The sequence below is a fragment of the Paenirhodobacter huangdaonensis genome, from assembly GCF_004022465.1.
GTDB lineage: Bacteria > Pseudomonadota > Alphaproteobacteria > Rhodobacterales > Rhodobacteraceae > Rhodobacter > Rhodobacter huangdaonensis.
The window spans coordinates 174206-192693 of record NZ_SAVA01000004.1; the positions used below are offsets into that span (position 1 = coordinate 174206).

At 68.5% G+C, this 18488-nt stretch carries 19 protein-coding genes; 11 read left to right on the plus strand and 8 right to left on the minus strand.

What is annotated here, in order from left to right; genetic code table 11:
• The first annotated feature begins 1 nt into the window (after position 1).
• Positions 2-2218: a response regulator gene (locus EOW66_RS08390; RefSeq protein ID WP_338054845.1), complete on the plus strand. Its 2217-nt coding sequence runs from the start codon at positions 2-4 to the stop codon at positions 2216-2218.
• Here the strand turns inward: EOW66_RS08390 and recQ are convergent, their stop codons facing one another.
• Positions 2219-4282, minus strand: coding sequence for a DNA helicase RecQ (gene recQ / locus EOW66_RS08395; protein WP_380711103.1), 2064 nt, complete (start codon positions 4280-4282; stop codon positions 2219-2221).
• A gap of 1 nt (position 4283) precedes the next feature.
• Positions 4284-4577, minus strand: coding sequence for a YggT family protein (locus tag EOW66_RS08400; RefSeq protein ID WP_128155957.1), 294 nt, complete (start codon positions 4575-4577; stop codon positions 4284-4286).
• Between the two features lie 135 nt (positions 4578-4712).
• Here EOW66_RS08400 and EOW66_RS08405 point away from each other — a divergent pair, with 135 nt between their 5' ends.
• The 8 genes from EOW66_RS08405 (at position 4713) to dxs (ending at position 12586) form a co-directional block, all read left to right on the plus strand.
• Positions 4713-5240, plus strand: coding sequence for an acyl-CoA thioesterase (locus tag EOW66_RS08405; protein WP_128155958.1), 528 nt, complete (start codon positions 4713-4715; stop codon positions 5238-5240).
• Between the two features lie 90 nt (positions 5241-5330).
• The gene (locus EOW66_RS08410) at positions 5331-6695 is read left to right on the plus strand and encodes an MFS transporter (protein ID WP_128155959.1); all 1365 of its coding nucleotides are present in this window, start codon (positions 5331-5333) and stop codon (positions 6693-6695) included.
• Entirely contained in the window at positions 6692-7618 is a 927-nt protein-coding gene (mepA, locus tag EOW66_RS08415; protein WP_380711104.1) for a penicillin-insensitive murein endopeptidase, read from the plus strand. The genes EOW66_RS08410 and mepA overlap by 4 nt, the downstream gene beginning before the upstream one ends.
• Complete coding sequence (locus EOW66_RS08420; RefSeq protein ID WP_128155961.1) at positions 7591-8505, plus strand: esterase-like activity of phytase family protein; 915 nt, start codon at positions 7591-7593, stop codon at positions 8503-8505. The genes mepA and EOW66_RS08420 overlap by 28 nt, the downstream gene beginning before the upstream one ends.
• 93 nt (positions 8506-8598) lie before the next feature.
• A complete protein-coding gene (locus tag EOW66_RS08425; RefSeq protein WP_128155962.1) occupies positions 8599-9219 on the plus strand; it encodes a queuosine precursor transporter in 621 nt (206 codons plus the stop codon).
• A 328-nt stretch (positions 9220-9547) separates the two neighbouring features.
• Positions 9548-9796, plus strand: a complete 249-nt coding sequence (locus EOW66_RS08430; RefSeq protein WP_113898474.1) for an exodeoxyribonuclease VII small subunit — start codon at positions 9548-9550, stop codon at positions 9794-9796.
• The gene (locus EOW66_RS08435) at positions 9796-10662 is read left to right on the plus strand and encodes a polyprenyl synthetase family protein (RefSeq protein ID WP_128155963.1); all 867 of its coding nucleotides are present in this window, start codon (positions 9796-9798) and stop codon (positions 10660-10662) included. The genes EOW66_RS08430 and EOW66_RS08435 overlap by 1 nt, the downstream gene beginning before the upstream one ends.
• Positions 10663-10675: 13 nt before the next feature.
• Complete coding sequence (gene dxs / locus EOW66_RS08440; RefSeq protein ID WP_128155964.1) at positions 10676-12586, plus strand: 1-deoxy-D-xylulose-5-phosphate synthase; 1911 nt, start codon at positions 10676-10678, stop codon at positions 12584-12586.
• Between the two features lie 75 nt (positions 12587-12661).
• Here the strand turns inward: dxs and EOW66_RS08445 are convergent, their stop codons facing one another.
• The 5 genes from EOW66_RS08445 to mbfA all read right to left on the minus strand — a co-directional run bounded on the left by EOW66_RS08445 (position 12662) and on the right by mbfA (position 16560).
• Positions 12662-13279, minus strand: coding sequence for an HAD family hydrolase (locus EOW66_RS08445; RefSeq protein WP_128155965.1), 618 nt, complete (start codon positions 13277-13279; stop codon positions 12662-12664).
• Entirely contained in the window at positions 13272-13727 is a 456-nt protein-coding gene (locus tag EOW66_RS08450) for a YaiI/YqxD family protein (protein ID WP_128155966.1), read from the minus strand. The genes EOW66_RS08445 and EOW66_RS08450 overlap by 8 nt, the downstream gene beginning before the upstream one ends.
• Positions 13724-14554, minus strand: a complete 831-nt coding sequence (fghA, locus tag EOW66_RS08455; protein ID WP_128155967.1) for an S-formylglutathione hydrolase — start codon at positions 14552-14554, stop codon at positions 13724-13726. Before fghA ends, EOW66_RS08450 begins: the two co-directional genes overlap by 4 nt.
• 9 nt (positions 14555-14563) lie before the next feature.
• Positions 14564-15478 carry an AEC family transporter gene (locus tag EOW66_RS08460; RefSeq protein ID WP_128155968.1) on the minus strand — a complete coding sequence of 305 codons (915 nt, stop codon included), beginning with the start codon at positions 15476-15478 and terminating at the stop codon, positions 14564-14566.
• A 104-nt stretch (positions 15479-15582) separates the two neighbouring features.
• Positions 15583-16560, minus strand: coding sequence for an iron exporter MbfA (gene mbfA / locus EOW66_RS08465; protein WP_128155969.1), 978 nt, complete (start codon positions 16558-16560; stop codon positions 15583-15585).
• Between the two features lie 157 nt (positions 16561-16717).
• Between mbfA and EOW66_RS20355 the strand changes: the two genes are divergently transcribed.
• On the plus strand, positions 16718-16873 hold the full coding sequence (locus EOW66_RS20355) for a hypothetical protein (RefSeq protein WP_164881071.1): 156 nt from the start codon (positions 16718-16720) through the stop codon (positions 16871-16873).
• Here the strand turns inward: EOW66_RS20355 and trhO are convergent.
• Positions 16858-17775, minus strand: a complete 918-nt coding sequence (trhO, locus tag EOW66_RS08470; RefSeq protein WP_128155970.1) for an oxygen-dependent tRNA uridine(34) hydroxylase TrhO — start codon at positions 17773-17775, stop codon at positions 16858-16860. The genes EOW66_RS20355 and trhO overlap by 16 nt on opposite strands.
• A 93-nt stretch (positions 17776-17868) precedes the next feature.
• Between trhO and pncA the strand changes: the two genes are divergently transcribed.
• On the plus strand, positions 17869-18477 hold the full coding sequence (gene pncA / locus EOW66_RS08475; protein WP_128155971.1) for a bifunctional nicotinamidase/pyrazinamidase: 609 nt from the start codon (positions 17869-17871) through the stop codon (positions 18475-18477).
• Positions 18478-18488: the final 11 nt, after the last annotated feature.

The window sequence follows — 18488 nt, forward strand, 5'->3', positions numbered from 1 at the left end:
CTTGGCGGACAGACTGGCACAGGAGCGACGGGCGCGGCTGGTAGCGGAACGCTTGCTGGAACAGAAGAAACGCGAGCTGTTCGCGGCGAACGAGACGCTCGCGCTGCATGCGCGCACGCTGTCCGAGCAGATCGTGCAGCAGCGCCACGGGCTGCAGCGCGCCCTGACCGAGGCGGAATCGCTGAAGGGCGAGAACAGCCGGGTGCGCGGCGATCTGGAACGCGCCACCTCGGTCGCGCTGATCGCGCAGCGCCGGCTGTGGGATGCGGTCGAGACGATCGAGGATGGCTTTGCCGTCTTCGACCGCGATCTGCGGCTTGTCGTGGCGAACCGGGCTTATCTGTCGTTCTTCCGCGGCGAGGTCGCGCTGGCCGCCGGTGTCGCCTACGAGGCCGTGGTGAAGGTCGTGGCGACGCATCACATGATCGATCTGGAGGGGCGCGATCCGCTCGACTGGCATCACGAGATGGTGGCGCGGGTGCGCCGCGAGCGCATCACGCCGATGATCGTGCGCACCCATCGTGGCCATCATCTGAAGCTGATCGACCGGTGGGGCGAGGGCGGCGATCTGGTCTGCGTGGTGCAGGACATCACCCGCACCATCGCCCGCGAGGCCGAGCTCGAAACCGCGCGGCAGCGGGCCGAAACCGCGAGCCGGGCGAAATCGGCCTTTCTCGCCAACATGGGCCACGAGCTGCGCACCCCGATGAACGGTGTCGTCGGCATGGCCGAGCTGCTGGTCGACAGCGATCTGAGCGACGAACAGCGGCTTTATGCCGAGACCATCCGCTCCTCGGGCGAGGCGCTCCTGACGATCATCAACGATGTGCTCGATTTCTCGAAGATCGAGGCGGAGCGGCTGAAACTTTTCCCCGAGGTCTTCGACCTCGAGCGCTGCATCCACGAGATCATGATGCTGCTGCAGCCCTCGGCGAAGGAAAAGGGGATCGGGCTCCTCGTCGATTACGATCTGTTCCTGCCGACGCGCTTCCGCGCCGATCCGGGCCGGGTGCGGCAGATCCTGACCAACCTGATCGGCAACGCGGTCAAGTTCACCGCGACCGGCCATGTGCTGATCCGCGTCGTGGGGCTCGAGCGGGCGGATGGCGAGTATGACCTGCATCTCACCGTCGAGGACACCGGCATCGGTATCGCGCCCGAGAACATCGAGCACATCTTCGGCGAGTTCAACCAGGTGGACACCGCCACCAATCGCCGGTTCGAGGGCACCGGGCTCGGCCTTGCCATCACCCGCGAGCTGGTGCGGCTGATGGGCGGCACGGTCTGGGTGGAAAGCGAGCTTGGCCGTGGCTCCTGCTTCGGCGTGCGCTTCACCGTGCCGCGCGCCGAACCCGGGGACCCGGTCGAGGGGGCAGGGCCGACGCAGCCGATCACGCTGCGCGCGGCGCTGGTGATCGACGATAGCCTGGTCAACCGGATGATCCTCGAACGGCAGCTGCAGACCTACGGGCTCGAGGTGACGCTGTGCCGCACCGGCGCCGAGGCCTTGCGGGCCTTCGACGAGGGCATTGCGTTCGACATCGTGCTGACCGATCACCGCATGCCCGATATCGACGGGGTCGAGCTGATCCGGCGGTTGCGCGAGCGTGGCATCGACACGCCGATCCTGCTGCTGACCTCGGATGCCGAGGCGTTCCGTGCGGCGCAGGCCGATTGCCGCGGCATCGACTGGCTGGAAAAGCCGGTGCTGCGTGCGGAGCTGTTCCACATGCTGCAGAAGCTGTCGGGCCGGGCGCCGCCCGAGCCGGCGGCGACGGCCGTCGCCACGACCGGCGCGGAGGACGCGGGGGCGCGGCGGATGCGCGTGCTGTCGGTCGAGGACAACCGCACCAATCAGCTCGTCTTCGGCAAGATGGTGAAGGATCTCGACATCGAGCTGCGCTTTGCCACGAACGGGCGCGAGGCGGTCGAGGTCTGGCGCCGCTTCCGGCCCGACCTGATCTTCATGGACATCTCGATGCCCGAGATGGACGGGCGCGAGGCGACGCGGCTGATCCGCGCCGAGGAGCCGGTGGGGCGGCATGTGCCGATCTGCGCCCTCACCGCCCATGCGATGACGGGCGACAGCGCCTCGATGTTCGCGGCGGGGCTCGACGCCTATCTGACGAAACCGCTGAAGAAAAGCGCGATCCTCGAGCAGATGCAGGCATATCAGCCGCCGGACACCCGGCCGTTGCAGCCGCCCGCGGCAGGGTAATCAGCGAAATTCCTCGACGAGGGCAAGGAAGGTGTCGGCGAAGCGGTCGATCTTTGCTTCGCCAAGGCCGGCGATGCGGGAAAGCTCGTCGCGGCTGCGCGGTTTCGTCTCGGCAATGCGGCGCAAGGTGGAATGGGTGCAGCTGAGATAGCGGTCGTGGCCATCCTCGCCGCGCACGAGGGCAAGCTGCGCCTCGGCCAGCCGGTCGAAAAGCGCGCCCTCGTCGCGCCCGGCAAGTTTCATCCGCGACGGGTGCAGCGGCGCAGCGCCGGCGCCGGCGATCACCTCGAGGAAGGCCGCGCCATAGCTTTCGAGCTTCTTCGCGCCGACCCCGTTCACCCGCGCCATCGCGTCGAGCGTGGCGGGCCGGCTTTCGGCCATCTCGATCAGGGTGCGGTCGGGGAAGATCATGTAGGCGGGCAGGCCCGCGGCTTCGGACAGCGCCCGCCGCTTCGCCTTCAGCGCCGAGAGCAGGGGCGCGTCCTCGTCCGAAACCAGCGCCTTCGCCACCGGTTTCGCCTGGGCGCGCCGCACCAGGTCGTGGCGCAGGGTGATCCGCTCCTCGCCGCGCAGGATCGGCCGGGCGCGTTCGGTCATCACCAGCCCGCCGTGGCGCTCGGCGTCGGGGCGCACGAGGTCGTGGCCCATCATCTGCCGGAACACCGCCTGCCATTGCGGCCGGCTCAGCTCGCGGCCGACGCCGAAGGTGGGCAGCGCGTCGTGGCCGCGGGCGCGGATGCGGTCGTTGCTGTTGCCAAGAAGGATCTCGATCAGGTGGCCCGCGCCATAGCTCTCGCCGGTGCGCAGCGCCGCCGACAGCGCCTTGCGCACCGCGTCGGTGGCGTCAAAGAGTTCAGGCGGATGCTCGCACAGGTCGCAATTGCCGCAGGGCTGCGAGTCCTCGCCGAAATAGGCGAGCAGCCGCTGCCGGCGGCAGCCCGTCGCCTCGGCCAGGCCCAGAAGCGCGTTCAGCCGGGCATGGTCGGCGGCCTTGCGGTCGGGCGGCGCGAGACCCTCGTCGATCTGGGTGCGGCGCAGGCGGATGTCGTCGGGGCCGTAGAGGGTGAGCGTCTCGGCCGGGGCGCCGTCGCGGCCGGCGCGGCCGATCTCCTGATAATAGCCCTCGATCGACTTCGGCAGGTCGGCGTGCGCCACCCAGCGGATATCGGGCTTGTCGATGCCCATGCCGAAGGCGACCGTCGCCACCACGATCAGCCCGTCCTCGCGCTGGAACCGCGCCTCGACCTCGCGCCGGTCCTCGGCCTCCATGCCGCCGTGATAGTGGCAGGCCGGGTGGCCGGCCTCGCGCAGCGCCTGCGCCAGGCTTTCGGTGCGGGCGCGCGAGGCACAGTAGACGATGCCCGACTGGCCGCGCCGGGCTGCGGCATAGTCGAGGATCTGCTTGCGCGGGCTGTCCTTCGGCGCAAAGGCGAGGTGGATGTTCGGCCGGTCGAAACCGCGCAGGAAGGTCTCGGGTGCGCGGCCCTCGAACAACCGTGCGACGATCTCGGCGCGGGTCTCCTCGTCGGCGGTGGCGGTGAAGGCCGCAAGCGGCACGTTCAGCGCCCGCTTCAGCTCGCCGATGCGCAGGTAATCGGGGCGGAAGTCGTGGCCCCAGGCGCTGACGCAATGCGCCTCGTCGACCGCGATCATCTGCGTGCCGGCGCGGCGCAAAAGCGCCGTGGTGGCGCCTGCGGCAAGCCGCTCGGGCGCCATGTACAGAAGCTTCAGCCGCCCCGCGTCGATCGCCTGGAACACCGCCTCGGTCTCGTCCTCGGTGTTGCCAGAGGTCAGCGCGCCGGCCTCCACCCCCGCCTCGCGCAGCGAACGCACCTGGTCGCGCATCAGCGCGATCAGCGGCGAGATCACCACCGTCAGCCCGGGCAGGCACAGCGCCGGCAGCTGATAGCACAGCGACTTGCCGCCGCCGGTGGGCATGATCGCCAGGGTGTCGCGCCCGGCCAGCACGGCACGCACGATCTCTTCCTGCCCCGGCCGGAAGGCGCGGAAGCCGAAGACGGAGGCAAGCGCCTCCTCCGGCGTGGGCAGGGCCGGTGCGGGCATCTCAGTAGCTGTAGAAGAAGCCCGCGTTGTTGATCAGCGCGCGTTGCAGGATAATCAGCACGACGAAGGCCACCAGCGGCGCCAGATCGAGCCCCGGGGTCATCGGCAGGAAGCGCCGGATCCGGCCATAGACCGGCTCGAGCAGGTTGTTCAGCCCGTACCAGAGCTGGGCCACCAGCGGCTGGCGCAGGTTCAGCACCTGGAAGTTGATCAGCCAGCTCATGATGATATGGGCGATCATCACGAACCAGATGACGTTCAGGATCAGGTTGAGTGCCTGAAACAGCGTGACCATGCGAAACCTCCGGGTGGTGCCGGGTCAGAGGTAAGGCAGCGCGGGGCCGCTTGCAACCGCAAGGGCGCATCTGCCGCCACGTAGCCGTTGACCGTTGCGCCGCGCTGCGGCACCGATCGGGAAAGGGAGACGCAGATGTATCCAGTCATTCGCATGGGCAAGGCCCTGCTGGTCGGGCGGGGCGCACCGCTTGGCATTCTCGATCCGGTGGTCAGCACGCATGTCGCCTGGCCCTGGGACATCGACCCGTGGAAGGACCTGAACAACGGCCGGATCCTGACCCTGTTCGACCTTGGCCGGATCCAGCTTGCCAGCCGCTCGGGGCTGAACCGGACGCTGCTGGCGAACCGCTGGGGCATCGTCGTCGCCGGCAACACCACCCGCTATCGCAAGCGCATCACCATGTTTCAGCGCTTCGAGATGCGCACCCGCTGCATCGGCTGGGACCAGCGCTTCGTCTATATGGAGCAGGGGATGTATCGCGACGGCGAGTGCTGCAACCACATCCTGATCCGTGCCGCCGTCACCTCGAAGGCCGGGATCGTGCCGCCCGACACGGTGGTCGCGGCGATGGGGCAGGCGGCGCCAAGCCCCGAACTGCCGGCCTGGGTGCAGCACTGGATCGCTGCCGATCACGAACGCCCCTGGCCCCCCGCGCTCTGAGCCCGTCCGGCGCGGCGGCTTGCGCCGCGGCGCGATTTGCGGCTTGATCGCGCCACGGGCGACGTGGGCCCGCAACGCAGGGGGGCGGGCATGATCACCACGCGCAAGCGGATCTGGGGCTGGTGGTTCTTCGACTGGGCCAGCCAGCCCTACAACACCCTGTTGCTGACCTTCGTCTTTGGCCCCTATTTCGCCGAGGTCGCCCGCGCGCATTTCATGGCGGACGGGCTCGGCCATGATGCGGCGGCGGCGGCGGCGCAGGCCTATTGGGGCTGGGGGCAGACCGCCTCGGGCGTGATCATCGCGCTTCTTGCGCCGATCCTCGGCGCGATCGCCGATGGCACCGGCCGGCGCATGGTCTGGATCTGGCTGTTTTCGGGCTTCTATGTGATCGGCTCGTGGATGCTGTGGTATCTGGCGCCCGATCAGCCCGACCTGATGATGGCGATGCTCTGGTTCGGGATCGGCCTGATCGGGATGGAATTCGCCACGATCTTCACCAATTCGCTGATGCCCGACCTCGCCGGGGACGAGGACATGGGCAAGGTCTCGGGGTCGGGCTTTGCCTTCGGCTATGTCGGCGGGATCATCTCGCTCATCATCATGCTCCTGCTTTTCGGCGAGAGCGGCCAGACCGGCAAGACGCTGATCGGCCTCAGCCCGCCCTTCGGCCTGGACCCCGCCCTGCGCGAGGGCACCCGCGCGGTGGGGCCGCTGACCGCGATCTGGTACGTGATCTTCATGATCCCCTTCTTCGCCTGGGTGCGCGAGGCACGGGGCCCGGCGCGTCGCTTCAGCCTGACCGGCGCGATGGCCGATCTGTGGGCGCTGATCCGGTCGCTGCGCGCCCGCGAAAGCCTGGCCGCGCATCTGCTCAGCTCGATGTTCTATCGCGACGCGCTGAATGCGCTTTACGGGTTCGGCGGGGTCTATGCCTCGGGGGTGCTGGGCTGGACGGTGACCAAGATCGGCGTCTTCGGCATCGTCGGCGCGATCTCGGGCGCGCTGTTCTCGTGGCTGGGCGGCAAGATGGACAGTGCGCGCGGACCGAAGCCGGTGATCGAGCTGGCGATGGTGGTGCTGATCGCGGTCTGCCTGGTCATCGCGGGGATGTCGCGGGAGGCCTTTTATGGCCTGGCCTTCGCCCCCGGATCGGCGCTGCCCGACGATATCTTTTACGTCTGCGGTATCCTGATCGGTGCGGCGGGGGGCACGCTGCAGGCCTCCAGCCGGACGATGATGGTCTATCATACCACGCAGGAGCGCGCGACCGAGGCCTTCGGTCTCTATGCGCTTTCGGGCAAGGCGACCGCCTTCATCGCGCCGTTCACGATTGCCATAGCCACGACGATTACCGGTTCACAACGGATCGGCATTTCCATACCTTTGATCAGCCTCTTCCTGATCGGCATGGTCCTGTTGAGATGGGTGAACCCTTACGGAGAACGCAAGTGATTTGCCGCGCCGCCGCTCGTGTTGCCGCCCTCGTCGCCACCGTGATCGCCATCGTGATCGCCGGTGCGGCCGCGCCCGTCTCGGCCGAGCCGCTGGCGCGCCAACTCTTCGGCGCGAAGACGGCGCCAACCGCGGGCGCGCCGACGCCGATCGGCTTTTACTCGCGCGGCTGTGCCGCGGGGCTGGTCGCGCTGCCCGAAACCGGGCCGACCTGGCAGGCGATGCGGCTCAGCCGCAACCGCTATTACGGCCAGCCTGAGATGATCTCCTATCTTCAGGACCTGTCGCGCTATGCCGCCACCTTGCCGGGCTGGAACGGGCTCTATATCGGCGACATCAGCCAGCCGCGCGGTGGCCCGATGACCGGCGGCCATGCCAGCCATCAGATCGGGCTTGATGCCGATATCTGGATGCTGCCCGCCAGCCGGCTGAATCTCAGCCGCGCCGACCGCGAGAAGATCTCGTCGATCTCGATCCGCACCGAGGACCAGACCCGGGTGAACGGCAACTGGACGCCGGCGCATATGGCGCTGCTGCGGGCCGCCGCCGCCGATCCGCGGGTGGACCGGGTGTTCGTCGCCGCCGCCGCGAAGATCGCGATGTGCAATGCCGCGCCGAGGGGCGACCGCGCCTGGCTGCAGAAGATCCGCCCGATCTATGGCCATAACGAGCATTTCCACGTGCGGCTGAAATGCCCGCCCGGCTCGCCCCTGTGCCAGGTGCAAAGCCCCACCGTCGACGAGCTGTCGAAGGGCGGCGATGGCTGTGACGAGACGCTGAACTGGTGGGTGACCACCTATCTCGACGAGCTGCGCCACCCGCCGAAGCGTCCCGCAAACCCGGGCCCTGCGCCGAAGACGGCGAAGACCTATGTCCTGTCGGATCTGCCCGCCGAATGCCGCACCGTCCTCGCCTCGCGCTGACCGGCGCCCTCGTCGGGCTGGTGCTGGGCCTGGGCGGCGGGGCGGGAAGCGCCGCCGGCACACAGGCGCCGCGCGCGGAATATCTGCAAAGCTGGGTCTGGACGGTGGCGAACCCCGCCTTCGGCGGCTTTTCCGGCATCGAGCTGGGCCCCGACGGGCGCGATTTCGTCACCCAGTCGGACCGCGCCACGATCTGGCGCGGGCGGATCAGCCGCGACGCCACCGGCCGCATCCTTGGTGTTTCGACCAGCGGCCCGGTCGTTCTGCACGACAGCGCGGGCAAGCCGCTCGACACGGTGACGGGCGATTCCGAGGGGCTGGCCGAGGCGCCCGATGGCAGCGTCTACATCTCCTTCGAGGGGGTGGCGCGGGTCGCCCATTACCCCACCGACGACGGCCCGGCCGAACGCCTGCCGCGGCCCGAGGCGTTCAAGCATTTCCAGCGCAACTCCTCGCTCGAAACGCTGGCGATCGATGCCGCGGGCACGCTTTACACCCTGCCCGAGCGCTCGGGCAGTCTCGAGCTGCCCTTCCCGGTCTGGCGCTATCGCAACGGCGCCTGGGATCAGCCCTTCGCGATTCCGCGCGATGGCAGCTGGTTGCCGGTCGATGCCGATTTCGGCCCTGACGGGCGGTTCTACCTGCTCGAGCGCGACTTCTGGGGCTTTCTGGGCTTCCTCACCCGGGTCCGGGTCTTCGACATCAAGGGCGACACGATCAGCGGCGGCGACGTGCTGGTGCAGACCGCGGCCGGCACCCATGACAACCTCGAGGGGCTGTCGGCCTGGCGCGACGCGCAGGGCGCGATTCGCCTGACGATGATCTCGGACGACAATTTCCGCTTCTTTCAGCGCACCGAGATCGTCGAATACCGCCTGCGGCCCTGATCGCCCTTGACCGAAGCCCGGCACGGGCGTATCGGCGCCCCTTGTCCGGCACGGCCGGGCCATGTCTCCGCGACCATGTAAAAACGGTGAACCATGAAACGTTATCTGCCCGGCGTTCTCGCCATGGCCACCATCGTGGTGGCCTCCAACATCCTGGTGCAATACCTGTTCGGCCAATGGCTGACCTGGGGCGCCTTCACCTATCCCTTCGCCTTCCTCGTCACCGACGTGACGAACCGCCTGCAGGGCCCGCGCGCGGCGCGCGGCGTGGTCGTGGCGGGCTTCGTCGTCGGCATCCTGTGCTCGCTCATCGGCTCGCAGATCATCGGCGAGTTCGGTCCGCTCGTCAGCTTCCGCGTGGCGCTCGGCTCGGGCGCGGCCTTCCTCGCGGCGCAGCTGACCGACGTGACGGTGTTCAACGCGCTGCGCCGCGACCGCTGGTGGAAGGCGCCGCTGGTCTCCACCCTGATCGGCGCGAGCCTCGACACCGCAATCTTCTTCACCACCGCCTTCTCGCTGCAGCTCGCCTGGCTCGAACCGGGCAACGACGTGTCCTGGGCAAACGAGATGCTGCCGCTGCTGAGCATCGGACCGATGGTGCCGCTGTGGATCTCGCTCGCCTGCGCCGACTGGTGTGTAAAAATTGCACTTGCCGTGATCGCTCTGGCGCCTTTTCGGGCATTTACATGGCGCAAAACGCCAAGACTTGCGTAATTTGACTTGCCATACACCAGATCTGTGCCACCCTTTCCTTATCGGCAACGCATGAAAGGAGGTGGTCCAGTGTCTAGAGTGATATTGGAGAGAGGTGTCGGGACAGTCAGGGGGGCCGAGGCCTGAGGGCAACCCCAAGGGCAAGAACCCTGGCTGGGACGGAGGATCTGATCCAGACCCTAACCGGACCATCTCCGTAGATCTCGGGGGCCGCTGCCGGAGGCATGCGGCCCTTTCTATTTGGCGCGTTTCTGCCGCCGGGCGCATGGTTTGGCTGGAAAACCGGCCCCGTCCGTGGCATCCCGGGCCGCAAGCAAGGGAGTATGCGATGACCGCGACCGATGCCGACATTGCGGCGATGAGCTTCGAACAGGCGATGAAGGAACTCGAGACCGTCGTCGGGCAGCTCGAGCGGGGCGAAGTGCCGCTCGATGCCTCGATCCGGCTCTACGAGCGCGGCGCGGCGCTGAAGACGCGCTGTGCGGCGCTGCTGAAGGAGGCCGAGGAGCGGGTCGAGAAGATCACCCTCGGCGCCGATGGCGCACCCACGGGCACGGTGCCGGTCGAAGGCCTGTGATGTTCGACACCCGTCTTCATGCGGCGCAGCAGGCCGTTGGCGCGGCGCTGGCGCAGGCGCTGACACGGCTGCCCGAGGGGCCGCTGCGCGACGCGATGGGCTATGCCGCGCAGGGCGGCAAGCGGCTGCGCGCCTTCCTCGTGCTCGAATCGGCGGCGCTCTTCGGCATTCCCGCGGCGCAGGCGATGCCCGCGGCGGCGGCGGTCGAGGCGCTGCATGCCTACAGCCTCGTGCATGACGACCTGCCGGCGATGGATGACGACGACCTGCGCCGCGGCCAGCCCACGGTGCACCGCAAATGGGACGAGGCGACGGCGATCCTTGCGGGCGACGCGCTGCAGACCCTTGCCTTCGAGCTTTGCGCCGAGCCAGTGCTTGGTCCGGCCGAGCGGCGCATCGCGCTGGTCGCGGCGCTCGCGCAGGCCTCGGGCGCGGCCGGGATGGTGCATGGCCAGATGCTCGACATCGCGGCCGAGACCGCACCGGTGGCCCTGACGCTTGCCGAGATCACCCGGCTGCAGGCCGGCAAGACCGGCGCGCTGATCTCCTTTGCCGCCGAGGCGGGGGCGATCCTCGCCGGCACCGACCGGGCGCCGCTGGCGGCCTATGCGCAGGCGCTTGGCCTTGCCTTCCAGATCGCCGACGACATCCTCGATGTCGAGGGCTCGGAAGAGGCGGCGGGCAAGCGGCTGCACAAGGATGCCGAGGCGGGCAAGGCGACCTTCGTCTCGCTGCTCGGCCTCGAGGGCGCGAAGGCGCGTGCCGCGGCGCTGGCGACCGCGGCCGAAGCCGCCCTTGCGCCTTACGGCGAAAGGGCCGAAACCTTGCGGGAAACGGCGCGCTTCGTTATCTCGCGCGACAGATGAAACGGGAGTGCCGATGAGCGAGACCCCGAAGACCCCGATCCTCGACCGTGTGCGGCTGCCCTCCGATCTCAAGGCGCTGAACGACCGCGAGCTGAAGAAGCTGGCCGACGAGCTGCGCGCCGAGACGATCTCGGCAGTGTCGGTCACCGGCGGGCATCTGGGCGCGGGGCTCGGCGTCGTCGAACTGACGGTGGCGCTGCATGCCGTTTTCGACGCGCCGCGCGACAAGATCATCTGGGACGTCGGCCATCAGTGCTATCCGCACAAGATCCTGACCGGCCGGCGCGACCGCATCCGCACGCTGCGCACGAAGGGCGGGCTTTCGGGCTTCACCAAGCGCTCGGAAAGCCCCTATGACCCGTTCGGGGCCGGGCACAGCTCGACCTCGATCTCGGCCGCCGTGGGCTTTGCCGCGGCGCGCGAGCTCGGCGCGGCGACGGGCGATGCGATCGCGGTGATCGGCGATGGCGCGATGACCGGCGGCATGGCCTTCGAGGCGATGAACCACGCCGGCCACCTCGGCAAGCGGCTCTTCGTGGTGCTGAACGACAACGAGATGTCGATTGCCCCGCCGGTCGGCGCGCTTTCGGCCTATCTGACCCGGCTTTACGCCGAGGGCCCGATGCAGGACCTGAAGGCGGTGGCGAAGGGGGCGGTCAGCCTGCTGCCCGAGCCGCTGCAGGAAGGCGCGCGCCGGGCGAAGGAAATGCTCAAGGGCATGGCCGTCGGCGGCACGCTGTTCGAGGCGCTCGGCTTCACCTATGTCGGCCCGGTCGACGGCCATGACCTCGACGCGCTGCTGCCGCTGCTGCGGATGCTGAAGGCGCGGGCGACGGGGCCGGTGCTGATCCATGTGCTGACGAAGAAGGGCAAGGGCTATGCCCCGGCCGAAAGCCGCCCCGACGGCGGCCATGCGACGAACCGCTTCGACGTGGCGACCGGGGTGCAGGTCAAGGCGCCCTCGAACGCGCCGAACTATACCAAGGTCTTCGCCGAGAGTCTGGTGAAGGAAGCCGCGCGTGACGAGAAGATCGTCGCGGTGACCGCCGCGATGCCCGAGGGCACCGGGCTGAACCTGTTCGCCGAACGCTTCCCGCGCCGCTGCTTCGACGTCGGCATCGCCGAGCAGCACGCAGTGACCTTCTCGGCCGGGCTGGCCGCGGCGGGGATGAAGCCTTTCTGCGCGATCTACTCGACCTTCCTGCAGCGCGGCTATGACCAGATCGTGCATGACGTCGCCGTGCAGCGCCTGCCGGTGCGCTTTGCCATCGACCGCGCCGGGCTCGTCGGCGCCGATGGCGCGACCCATGCCGGCAGCTTCGACATCGGCTTCATGTCCTCGCTGCCCGGGATGGTGGTGATGGCCGCGGCCGACGAGGCCGAGCTTGTCCACATGGTCGCCACCGCCGCCGTGCATGACGAGGGGCCGATCGCCTTCCGCTATCCGCGCGGCGAGGGCATGGGGGTGGAGATGCCCGAGGCGGGCGTGCCGCTCGAGATCGGCAAGGGCCGGATCGTGGCCGAGGGCGCGCGCGTCGCGATCCTGAGCTATGGCACGCGGCTCGCAGAGGTGCTGAAGGCGCGCGAGGCGCTGGCGGCGCGCGGGCTGGCCCCGACCGTGGCCGATGCCCGCTTCGTCAAGCCGCTCGACACCGAGCTGATCCTGCGGCTGGTGGCCGAGCACGAGGCGATCCTCACCATCGAGGAAGGCGCGATCGGCGGTTTCGGCAGCCATGTCGCGCAGTTCCTGGCCGAGAACGGGGTCTTCGACCGCGGTTTCCGCTTCCGCTCGATGGTGCTGCCCGACACCTTCATCGACCATGCGAGCCCCGAGGACATGTATCGCAGCGCCGGCATGAACGCGCCCGAGATCGAGGCGAAGGTGCTCGAGCTGCTGGGCGTTGCCGTGGCGAAACGGGCCTGAGCGGGGCGCGGGAAGGCGCCTCCGGCGGGAGTATTTTTGCCAGGAAAAGCCCGGGGGGCGGGAGGCCGGCGGCGGTCAGGCCGCCTCGGTCTCGCTCAGCAGGCCCTCGGCGACAAGGCGGGTCGCCCAGCCCTCGGGCCCCTCGAAGAGATGCGTCTTCCAGCCGCGGATGTGCGCGGTGGCGATGTTGTCGGCGCGGTCGTCGGTGAACAGGATCTGCGCGCCCGACAGGCCGCTGTCCGCCTCGACCATCTCGTAGATCTTCGGGTCGGGCTTCGTCACCCCCATGTGGCCCGAGACATAGGCGCGGTCGAAATCGCGCAGGAACGGATAGAAGCCGGTGGCGTAGTCGAACGAGGCGATGCCGAAATTGGTCAGCGAGAACACCGGCACGCCCTTCGCCCGCAAGGCCTTCATCAGCCGCACCGAGTGCGGGATTTCGGGCGTCGCCATCTGGATCCAGTCGTCATGCCACAGCCGGATCCAGTGCGACCAGCGCGGATAGCGCTTGGCCCGGTCATAGATCGTCTCGCGGAACGGACCGCCGCGGTCGATGATGTCGTTCATCCCGTGCAGGTCGACCTCGGCGAACATCGCTTCGCGGTCGGCGCGCGGCATCAGCGTGTCGTAATGCCGCTCGGGCTGCCATTCGATCAGCACATTGCCGATGTCGAAGATCACTGCGTCAACCATGGGTTTCCCTCTTTGCCGCCTGCACCGCCCGTTCCAGCGCCTGCAGGAATTCTGCCCGGTCGGCCTTTGAAAACGGCCGCCCGCCGCCTTGCCGGAACGGATCGGCCGAACGCAGGTCGGACATCAGGTCGCGCATCGCCAGCACCTCGCCGATGTTGCGCTCGGTCAGGGCCGAGCCGTCGGGGCGCAACACCCGCGCCCCCGCCGCCACGCATTTCGCGGCCAGCGGAATGTCGTTGGTGATCACCACATCGCCCGGCCCCGCACGTTCGGCGATGTGCTTGTCGGCCTCGTCCGGTCCTTCGGCGACATAGACCATGGTGACAAGCGGATTGGCCGAGGGCCGCAGCCCGCCATTCGAGACGAAGGCAATCGGCACCCCGGCGCGCGTCGCCACGCGCTCGGCCTCGGCCTTCACCGGGCAGGCATCGGCATCGACCCAGATCACCGCGTCAGCGCCGCGGCATGGAAGGCGAGGTGATCGGGGATGAAGGTCGCGACGAAGAAATAGCTGTGGTCATAGCCCGCCTGCATGCGGAAGGCGCCGGGCTGGCGGCGTGCGGCCATCGCCTGAGCCAGCGCCTCGGGGCGCAGCAGGTCGAGGAACTGATCCGAACCGCCCTGGTCGATCAGCACCTCGCCGTCGAACCCCGTCTCGCGCATCAGATGGGTGGCGTCATGCGCGAGCCATGTGGCTTCATCCGCGCCAAGATAGGCCGTCAGCTGCTTGCGGCCCCAGTCGCTGCGCGTGGGCTGGGCGATCGGCGCGAAGGCCGAGACCGAGCGGAAGCGCCCCGGCAGCCCCATGGCGAGCGTGAGCGCGCCATGCCCGCCCATCGAGTGGCCGGTGATGCCCTGGCGTTCCTCGTCGATGTCGAAGGTGGCCGTGATGACGCGAGGCAGCTCCTCGGCGACGTAATCCCACATCCGGTAATGCTCGGCCCAGGGCGCCTCGGTCGCGTTCACGTAGAACCCCGCGCCCTGACCCAGGTCATAGGCCTCGTCATTCGCCACACCCGGGCCGCGCGGCGAGGTGTCGGGGAAGACAAGCGCGATGCCCGCCTCGGCCGCATAGCGCTGCGCCCCGGCCTTCACCATCGCGTTCTCATGCGTGCAGGTCAGCCCCGACAGATACCACAGCACCGGCACCGGGCGCGTTTCGGCCTCGGCCGGCAGGAACAGGCCGAAGGTCATCTCCGTGCCGGTGACCTCGGACGTGTGGCTGTAGACGCCCTGCACCCCGCCGAAGCACTTGTTTTCCGAAACCGTGCGCATCGGCACCTCCTATCGTGTGATCCAGGCGATGACGCCCGGAATGGTCAGAATGCTGGCCGCCGTCGAGATCAGGATCGCGGTCGAGACCCGCTGTGGCGCGACAGCGTAATGTGCCGCCAGAATGTAGACGTTTCCGGCGACGGGCAAGGCCGCGGCAGCCACCATCACGCCGGCGGCGAAGGGCTCGACATGAAAGAGCAGCGCGGCGCCGCCGACCGCCAGCGGATGCACGAAGAGCTTCGCCGCCGAGAGCCACAGCGCCGGTCCCGCGCGCTCGGCCGACTTGCCGGCAAGCGAGGCGCCGATGGCGAAAAGCGCGCCGGGCGTCGCCGCGGCGCCCAGCAGCGTCAGGAACTCGGCAAGCGGCGCCGGCATCGGCAGGTGCAGCCCCGCCCAGGCGAGCCCTGCCGCCATCGAAACGATCATCGGATTTTTCAGGATTCCCAGAAGAATGGGCCAGACCGCGATGCGCCCATGCCGCGCCCCGGTGATGACCGCGGTGATCAGCGTCGAGAACACGATCATGTCGGCCGAAAGCACCATCAGCACCGGCCCCGCCGCCTGGGGGCCGAGCAGCACCACCAGCATCGGCACGCCGAGAAAGCCGGTGTTGCCGGTCATTGCGGTATGGGCCTCCATCGCCGCCTCGGCCAGCGGCCGGCGGCGCGCGCGCGCCACGGCAAAGCCAAGCCCCCAGACCAGCGCCGAGCCGCTCAGATAGGCGGCGAAGAAGGCCGGGTCGAACAGCTGCTCAAGCGGCAGCGTCGCGGTGAAGCGGAACAGCATCGCCGAGAGTGCGAAATAGAAGACGAATTTCGTCAGTGCCGCCGTCGCCTCGGCCGGAAACAGCCGCGCCCGGCCGGCGGCCCAGCCCAGCCCGATCAGGCCAAAGAATGGAAGCGTCTTGAGAAAAATCGCCAGCATGCGACAGGGCTAGCATGCGCCCCGCCGCCGCGCCAGCGCCCGGCCCCTTGCGGCCCGGGCTTTTTCTTGGCCCAAATACTCGCCTTGACCCGGCTGCCGCCGGCTCAGCCGGCGCCGATCAGCGAGCCCGCGGCAAAGACCAGCGCGCCCCCCAGCACCACCTGCAGCACGGCACGCAGGAAAGGGGTTTCCATGTACTTGTTCTGGATCCAGGCGATCACCCAGAGCTCGATGAACACCACGATCATCGCGACCGTGGTCGCGGTCCAGAAATCGGTGATGAAATAGGGCAGGGCATGGCCGAAGCCGCCCGCCGCGGTCATCACCCCCGAGGCAAGGCCGCGTTTCAGCGGGCTGCCGCGGCCCGAGATCACGCCGTCGTCATGCGCGGCCTCGGTGAAGCCCATCGAGATCCCGGCGCCGGTGGCCGAGGCAAGCCCCACCAGCAGCGTGGTGTGCGAGTTCTGCGTGGCGAAGGCGGTGGCGAAGATCGGCGCCAGCGTCGAGACCGAGCCATCCATCAGCCCGGCCAGCCCGGGCTGCACCCAGGTCAGGATGAACTGGCGATAGGCGGCGCGGTCCTCCTCGGCCCGGACGTCCCCGGTCAGGTGCTCGGCCTCGAGCGCCGCGGCCTTCTTCTCGTGGCCCTGCTCGGCGGCAGCCAGATCGCCCAGGAGCTTGCGGGTGTCGGCATCCGTGCTGCGCTGCGCCGCGCGGGTGTAGAAATTGGTCGATTCGCGCTCCATCGACTCGGCCTCGCCGCGCATCGTCTCGAGCGAGAGATTGGTGCCGAGCCAGACCGGCTTGCGCGCATAGAATCCCGCGACATGTTCGCGCCGGATCAGCGGGATCACCTCGCCGAAGCGGGCGCGGTGGCGCTCGATCAGGCGGCGGCGGTGCTCGTCCTCCTCGGCGGCCATGCCGTCGAAGACCGCGGCCGAGGCCGGGTATTGCTTGCGCAGCTTCTCGGCATAGAGGCGGTAGATGCGTGCGTCGTCCTCCTCGGAGGAGATCGCGAGGGCGAGGACTTCCTGCTCGGACAATTCCGAGAAACGGCGGCGGGAGGCGAATCCGGGGATCATCGAGACGTCCTTGTTTAGAATGATTCAAAAATAGCCGGAGGCAGGTGTTTTGCAATCGCGAAATCTGAACTTAGCGGTTCACTATCGGCTTGCAAATCTGAACTGTTCGGTTCAGATTGAAGAGGTGAACCGAACAGTTCAGTTTTTGGAGAGAGACATGACCCGCATCGCATCCGGCCTCCTTGTGCTTGCCCTGACCGCCAGTGCGGCGGCCGCGGGCGGCTTCGGCATTGATCTTCCGCGTTTCAGCTTCCCGAGCCAAGAGGTGCCGGTGACGCAGGGCACGATGGGCGCCGATCACCCGGGGCGATGAACCGCACCAAGATGCGCGCTGCCGCGCTCTTCCGCCAGCCGGATCTGTTGCGCGCGTTCGCGAAACCGGGCGCGGTCGGCATCTGAATACTCGCCAAGGCAATGATGGCAGCTGACGCCGTCCTCGAACTCGGGGCGGGCGCGGTCGGCGGCAGCAAGCGGCCGGCGGCAGGCGTGGCACAGTTCATAGTCGCCCTGCCGCAACCCGTGGCGCAGGCTGACCCGGCCATCGAAGACGAAGCAGTCGCCATGCCACAGGCTGTCGCTCTCGGGCACCTGCTCGAGGTATTTCAGGATCCCGCCCCTGAGGTGGAACACCTCCTCGACGCCCTGCGCGAGCAGGTAGTTCGTGGACTTCTCGCAGCGGATGCCGCCGGTGCAGAACATCGCCACGCGCTTGTTGTGAAAGCGGGCGGCGTTTTCCTTCCACCATTTCGGGAAATCTCGAAACGACTTCGTCTGCGGGTCGATCGCGCCGTCGAAGCTGCCGATGGCGACCTCGTAATCGTTGCGGGTGTCGATCACCACGACGTCGGGGGCAGAGATCAGCGCGTTCCACTCGGCGGGCTCGACGTAATGGCCGACGGCGGCGCGCGGATCGACGTCGGGCTCGCCCATCGTCACGATCTCGCGCTTCAGCCGCACCTTCATCCGGCCGAAGGGCATTTCGGCCGCGCCGCTTTCCTTCCACTCGAGCCCGGCACAGCCCGGCAGCGCGCGGATATGGGCAAGGAGCGTGTCGATGCCCGTCCGCGGCCCGGCGACGGTGCCGTTGATCCCCTCGCGGGCCAGCAGCAGCGAGCCGCGCACCCCGCCCGCCTCGGCACAGGCCAGAAGCGGGCCGCGCAGCGCGGCCGGGTCGTCGAAGCGGGTGAAGTGATAAAGGGCGGCAACGGTGAACATGGCTTCCCTTACGCCGCGGCCGCCCCCTCCCGCAAGCGTGATTGACCCCGCCGCCCATGGGCCTTACCCATTGCAAAACCAAGGGAGAGCGCCATGGCCGATGTGACCGAAGCCCTGATCGTGATCGATATCCAGAACGACTTCTGCCCCGGCGGTGCGCTGGCGGTGGCGGGCGGCGACGAGATCATCCCGCGCGTCAACGCGCTGATGCAGGAATTGCCGGTCACCGTGCTGACCCAGGACTGGCACCCCGAGGAGCACAGCTCCTTCGCCGCGATGCACGCGGATTGCGAGGCCTTCCAGACGATCGAGATGCCCTATGGGCCGCAGACGCTCTGGCCCGTCCATTGCGTGCAGGGCAGCATGGGGGCGGCCTTCCATCCCGCGCTGTCGCTCGATCCTGCGGATCTGATCCTGCGCAAGGGCTTTCGCGCCGGGGTCGACAGCTATTCCGCCTTCTTCGAGAATGACCGTGCCACCCCCACCGGGCTGGCCGGATATCTGCGCGAGCGCGGCATCACCGATCTGACCTTCGTCGGGCTGGCGCTTGACTATTGCGTCGCCTGGTCGGCGATCGATGCGGCAAAGCTCGGCTTCCGCGCCCGCGTGCTCGAGGGTGCGTGCCGGGCGATCGACCTGGCGGGCTCGCTCGCCGCGGCCCGGGACGCGATGCGCGCCGCGGGCGTCGTCCTCGAGAAATGAAGGGAGCCTCG

Bases quoted from the DNA above. Each gene is read 5' to 3' on its own strand.
- recQ (WP_380711103.1), bottom strand. From the start codon at position 4,282: ATGCCCGCACCGGCCCTGCCCACGCCGGAGGAGGCGCTTGCCTCCGTC.
- EOW66_RS08400 (WP_128155957.1), bottom strand. From the start codon at position 4,577: ATGGTCACGCTGTTTCAGGCACTCAACCTGATCCTGAACGTCATCTGG.
- EOW66_RS08405 (WP_128155958.1), top strand. From the start codon at position 4,713: ATGTATCCAGTCATTCGCATGGGCAAGGCCCTGCTGGTCGGGCGGGGC.
- EOW66_RS08410 (WP_128155959.1), top strand. From the start codon at position 5,331: ATGATCACCACGCGCAAGCGGATCTGGGGCTGGTGGTTCTTCGACTGG.
- EOW66_RS08420 (WP_128155961.1), top strand. From the start codon at position 7,591: ATGCCGCACCGTCCTCGCCTCGCGCTGACCGGCGCCCTCGTCGGGCTG.
- EOW66_RS08425 (WP_128155962.1), top strand. From the start codon at position 8,599: ATGAAACGTTATCTGCCCGGCGTTCTCGCCATGGCCACCATCGTGGTG.
- EOW66_RS08430 (WP_113898474.1), top strand. From the start codon at position 9,548: ATGACCGCGACCGATGCCGACATTGCGGCGATGAGCTTCGAACAGGCG.
- EOW66_RS08435 (WP_128155963.1), top strand. From the start codon at position 9,796: ATGTTCGACACCCGTCTTCATGCGGCGCAGCAGGCCGTTGGCGCGGCG.
- dxs (WP_128155964.1), top strand. From the start codon at position 10,676: ATGAGCGAGACCCCGAAGACCCCGATCCTCGACCGTGTGCGGCTGCCC.
- EOW66_RS08445 (WP_128155965.1), bottom strand. From the start codon at position 13,279: ATGGTTGACGCAGTGATCTTCGACATCGGCAATGTGCTGATCGAATGG.
- fghA (WP_128155967.1), bottom strand. From the start codon at position 14,554: ATGCGCACGGTTTCGGAAAACAAGTGCTTCGGCGGGGTGCAGGGCGTC.
- EOW66_RS08460 (WP_128155968.1), bottom strand. From the start codon at position 15,478: ATGCTGGCGATTTTTCTCAAGACGCTTCCATTCTTTGGCCTGATCGGG.
- mbfA (WP_128155969.1), bottom strand. From the start codon at position 16,560: ATGATCCCCGGATTCGCCTCCCGCCGCCGTTTCTCGGAATTGTCCGAG.
- EOW66_RS20355 (WP_164881071.1), top strand. From the start codon at position 16,718: ATGACCCGCATCGCATCCGGCCTCCTTGTGCTTGCCCTGACCGCCAGT.
- trhO (WP_128155970.1), bottom strand. From the start codon at position 17,775: ATGTTCACCGTTGCCGCCCTTTATCACTTCACCCGCTTCGACGACCCG.
- pncA (WP_128155971.1), top strand. From the start codon at position 17,869: ATGGCCGATGTGACCGAAGCCCTGATCGTGATCGATATCCAGAACGAC.